This window comes from Hydrocoleum sp. CS-953 (assembly GCF_002260545.1).
GTDB lineage: Bacteria > Cyanobacteriota > Cyanobacteriia > Cyanobacteriales > Microcoleaceae > Trichodesmium.
The window spans coordinates 1-5,083 of record NZ_LGSU01000860.1 but is presented as its reverse complement, the minus strand read 5'-3'; the positions used below and the strand labels follow the sequence as shown (position 1 = coordinate 5,083).

Below are 5,083 nucleotides of genomic sequence, written 5' to 3'. Positions count from 1 at the left end.
CTATTATGCCTAAAAGCTGATAATTTAGGTTTTTTTCTATTCCCTCCATACCTATTCCCTATTCCCTGAATTGATAGAAAGTGAGGAATGATGAACAAAAAAAAGTCTCAATATTTGCCAGAAAATATTTTAGTCGTTGATGATGCACCAGAAAATTTACGACTATTATCAACTATGCTTGAGCATCATGGGTATCATGTGAGAAAAGCTATTAATGGTAGAATTGCAATTAATGGCGCACAAATTGCTAAACCAGATTTGATTTTACTTGATATTAATTTACCAGATATAGATGGCTATGAAGTATGTCAAAAACTAAAATCTTTAGAACAAACCAAAGAAATACCAATAATTTTTATTAGTGCTTATAGTGAAGAAGTAGATAAAGTTAGAGCATTTGAAGTAGGAGGTAGAGATTATATTACTAAACCCTTTAAACTTCGGGAAGTATTGGCAAGAGTCGAAAATCAACTATCTATTTATCAACTACAAATAGAGTTAAAAGAGAAAAAATTAGAGCTAGAAAAAGAAGTTATTGAACGTCAAAATTATGAAGAAAAAATCCGTTTTTTGTTGTTAACTACTCCTGCGATTAGTACCACCTTAGATATTCATTCTGCCCTAGAAGTTACTATCAATCATGTTTGTGCAAATATTAGGTGGGATTTTGGTGAAGCTTGGCTTCCTAATTCTGATAATTCTAGACTTCTATATAGTCAATCTTGCTATCTTAATTCACAGGATTTTTCTGAGTTTCAAAATTATAGTAAAAAATTAAGTTTTACTCCTAATATAGATTTAGTAGGTAGAGTGTGGCAAGCTAAAGATGCAGAATGGATAGAGGATATTTCTGAAATATCACCTCAAGAATTTGAACGTTATAATCTGGCTTTAAAAATGGGATTCAAATCTGCTTTTGCTGTGCCAATTTTATGGAGCAATGAGGTATTAGCAATTTTAGTATTTTTTAAGCAAGAAACTCTACCAAAAAATCAGCATTTAATTGATTTACTAAAAATAGTAGGCACTCATTTAGGAGTAGTGATACAAAGTCAAAAAGCTGAATATACTCTCAAATTAGCTAATCAAAGATTATCTCTACTTGCTACTCTGGATGGTTTAACTCAAATAGCTAATCGTCATCGCTTCGATCAATATTTAGAGCAAGAATGGCAGAGAATGAAACTAGAAAATTTGCCTCTATCGTTAATTATTTGCGATTTAGACTTTTTCAAATTATATAATGATAATTATGGTTCTCAAGCTGGAGATGATTGTCTAAAAAAAATAGCAAAAACTATTCAGGAAATTGTGAATATTCCCGAATATTTAGTCGCTCGTTATGGAGGAGAAGAATTTGCAATAATTCTACCGAATACTAATACTAAAAGTGCTTTAATTATTGCTGAGAATATCAGATCGGAAGTAGAAAATCTCAAAATTCTTCATAGTCAATCTCCAATTAATGAATTTGTCACAATTAGTATTGGGATATCAAGTATGGTTCCCCAAGAAAATAACTCATCGGCAGAATTAATTGCTATGGCAGAAAAAGCACTCTCTCTGAAGCAGAGGAGTAGGGGAGATAAATAATGGATAATTAATAATGGATAATTGATAATTGATAATGGATAATTGATAATTGATAATTGATAATTGATAATTGATAATTGATAATTGATAATTGATAATTGATAATTATTGCTCCGCTGATTAAATATCAAAGCATTTATCAGAAATAAGGTACCTTTTTAGGTCTTGAAAAAGTGCAATATTTTCGGTCTAAAAAGCTTAAAAAGTTAGGATTTTAGGGTGCATAAGGTAGAAAAATAACTCTTACTAATTCTTCCTTCTACCTCCTCTAAATTCCCCATTCCTCCTGTAGGGGCGTTAACGATAGTTATGCGAAGCTAACGGCCGTTTCGCGGAGCGACATGAAACGCCCCTACGACTCCTACTCCTACCACTTATACTTTTTCAGCAAACCCTAATTATTGCTCCGCTGATTAAATATCAAAGCATTGACAAGAAATAAGGTGTCTTTTTAGGTCTGGAAAAAGTACCTAGTTTTCAGCTCTTTATGCACGGTTCCCGAAAAATCAAAAAGTTAGAATTTTGGGAGGATAGTTGAGCAAAAAAATTACTCCCGTACGGACGTTTTGCTAACGCAAAGCTCCGCTAACGCTGTGCGACATGTTGGCGGAGCATTCCGGAACGGAAAACGCATTNTTTTTAGGTCTGGAAAAAGTACCTAGTTTTCAGCTCTTTATGCACGGTTCCCGAAAAATCAAAAAGTTAGAATTTTGGGAGGATAGTTGAGCAAAAAAATTACTCCCGTACGGACGTTTTGCTAACGCAAAGCTCCGCTAACGCTGTGCGACATGTTTGCGGAGCATTCCGGAACGGAAAACGCATTTTTGCCTGTGCAACGTCCGTACCTACTTCCCCGCTCCCCTACTCCTTAAAAAAGACTTTTTCAGCAAACCATAATTATTGCTCTGCTAATTAAATATCAAAGGTTTTATCAGTAAAGCCTTTGAGCCTTTTTATTTCTGGAAAAAGTACGAAATTTTAGGTGAAAAAGGTTCAAAAACTTAGCATTTTTTTTGCTCAATATTACAGAAAAATAAAATGATAATTCCTCCCATTACCTCCTCTAAATTCTCTGTTTCTCCTGACTCCTACTTTTACAAAAAATACTTTTTCAGCAAACCATAATGTATTTTTCCATCAAATCTCATAAAAATGATTGTAATTGTTTTAACTTGCTTGGTTTCAATAATACTAGGATTATACTTAGGTAAGAAGTTAGCAGATAGAGGAATAACAGCAGAAAATGCTTTAGTAAATCATCAAAGATTAACTTATATAATATTAATATTCCTAGCTACAGTTATCATCACATTTTTAGTAAGTGCCAAAGCTAATCTAAAATTGTTTCCCAAAATTATTTTGTTATTCTATGGAGAATATACTAATGATTTTGTCTTGAGTTTAGGATGGTTTAGTATAGGTATTTTACTAGGTATAGAATTACCTATTCGAGGCGATCGCCAACGTTTACGAAAGCTAATTTTAGCAGTAATAATAATCACAATTCCATTAGCAGGACTAATCCATTACTCTCTTCCCGTCACAAATTTATTAGGGGAACCAGTAGTAGTTGAAGAAGTCGTATTACAAACAACAAACTACACTTGCGCTCCTGCCAGTATTGCTACAATTGCTCGCATAACTGGTACTTTTCTCAATTTCTCGGAAAAGGACGCAATTATCCTTACAGGCACAAATAGATTTGGGACTAGCACCCTAGCTGAAATGCGGGCTTTGCATCGTCTAGGTTTAGCCTGCCATTTTCGAGACTCACTAAAAACTACTGAGCTAATAAACCTAAACCTACCAGCCTTGCTACACGTTAAAGAACCAGTAAATGGCGGATATATTGCACACGCAGTCGTACTCTTGCAAGTTGATGAGACAGCACAAACAGTAACCATTGGCAACCCGCTCTATGGCCAACAGCTTAAAACTTTTAACGAGATGCAAGAATATTGGACAGGGGAGGCTGTAGTCTTAGGGCAACAAGTTTCTGGACTCCCCAGGTAAAATTTTCTGAGAAACAACCCATCTACCATATTCAACCGTTCTTATCCCACGCTCAAACTTTTCAGGCGNACTTTTAACGAGATGCAAGAATATTGGACAGGGGAGGCTGTAGTCTTAGGGCAACAAGTTTCTGGACTCCCCAGGTAAAATTTTCTGAGAAACAACCCATCTACCATATTCAACCGTTCTTATCCCACGCTCAAACTTTTCAGGCGTGGGAATTATCCCAAAGGAAGCTAAATTAATAACCTACTTACTCCTCATATTCTGGCACCTTAGTTTTCTGAGGAATATTCACACGAGTTGCTTGATAAGGTTTTGGAGCCTCATCATCAGCCCAAGCATCTTTCTCTATCTCCTCATCATATTTATACTCTGGGGTTGCTTGATACTCTTTCTGCTGATTTTTATCCTCTTCATAATCATATTCAGCACCTGAGTCGCCCCAATTATCTTCTTCGTAGTAGTCATCATTAGCAATTTCTCGTCTGACNTGAGGAATATTCACACGAGTTGCTTGATAAGGTTTTGGAGCCTCATCATCAGCCCAAGCATCTTTCTCTATCTCCTCATCATATTTATACTCTGGGGTTGCTTGATACTCTTTCTGCTGATTTTTATCCTCTTCATAATCATATTCAGCACCTGAGTCGCCCCAATTATCTTCTTCGTAGTAGTCATCATTAGCAATTTCTCGTCTGACCTGACGTCCTGATGGCTGGGCTATAGGTTCTGCCTCATAATATTCATCATAGACTGCTTCTCGTTCTAGTTGCCGTGGAGGAGAAGTCTCTTCTGGCTCATAATAGTCATTATAAACTGGTTCTGGTTCAACTACTCTACCTCTGATTGGCTCTGGTTCAGCCCAATCTTCATCCCATGTTTCCTGACGAGCGGGTGATACTGTACGAATGGGGTCACGAGTAACTGGTGTTCCTGAAGTTAATTGATTCTCAGGTTTTACGGTAGGAGGATAATATAATCCCTCTTCCTCTCGTTGCCAAGGTGTCTCTCCTAAACCTAGACGTTCTAATACTCCTACTGTTAACTGTTGTAGTTTTTCTTCAGAACCTTCAAATACAATTAGACGATTTGGCCCACTGCTGACAATTTCATCAATTGACAGTTCATAAGTGCTAATAACTTGCTCTGGAATTTGGGGTATACCTATAGAAGCGATAATCAATGACAAAACTTTGCCATCTCTGGTATCAAGTTTGAAACCTCTAACTCGACCTAATAGTTCGCCATTTTCTGTCAAGACTTCACTATTTATCAGGCTACTATAGGCTTAGCATCAATATCTTCTTCTACTACTTCTTCATCATCTACTAAGATAACATCGCCTATTTCACGGATGTTCTTGAGAAACATAAACTTGGGTATCCCAGCCACTGCCAATATATTGTCCCGTAGTCCAATAGCTACCACCTCTCGTCTATCAACATCTACCCATAACTGACTTACTACTCCTAGG

2 protein-coding genes and 1 pseudogene are annotated in these 5,083 nt (G+C 36.3%); 2 read left to right on the top strand and 1 reads right to left on the bottom strand.

Going from position 1 to position 5,083, the window contains the following annotated elements; genetic code table 11:
* Window positions 1-87 precede the first annotated feature (87 nt).
* Both AFK68_RS11205 and AFK68_RS11200 read left to right on the top strand, forming a co-directional pair.
* Complete coding sequence (locus AFK68_RS11205) at window positions 88-1,593, top strand: diguanylate cyclase domain-containing protein (RefSeq protein WP_246844121.1); 1,506 nt, start codon at window positions 88-90, stop codon at window positions 1,591-1,593.
* 1,152 nt (window positions 1,594-2,745) lie between these two features.
* Window positions 2,746-3,606, top strand: coding sequence for a cysteine peptidase family C39 domain-containing protein (locus tag AFK68_RS11200; protein ID WP_094672807.1), 861 nt, complete (start codon window positions 2,746-2,748; stop codon window positions 3,604-3,606).
* 494 nt (window positions 3,607-4,100) lie between these two features.
* Here the strand turns inward: AFK68_RS11200 and AFK68_RS11195 are convergent.
* Window positions 4,101-5,083 (bottom strand): annotated as a pseudogene (locus AFK68_RS11195) (PRC-barrel domain-containing protein); the annotation flags it as partial.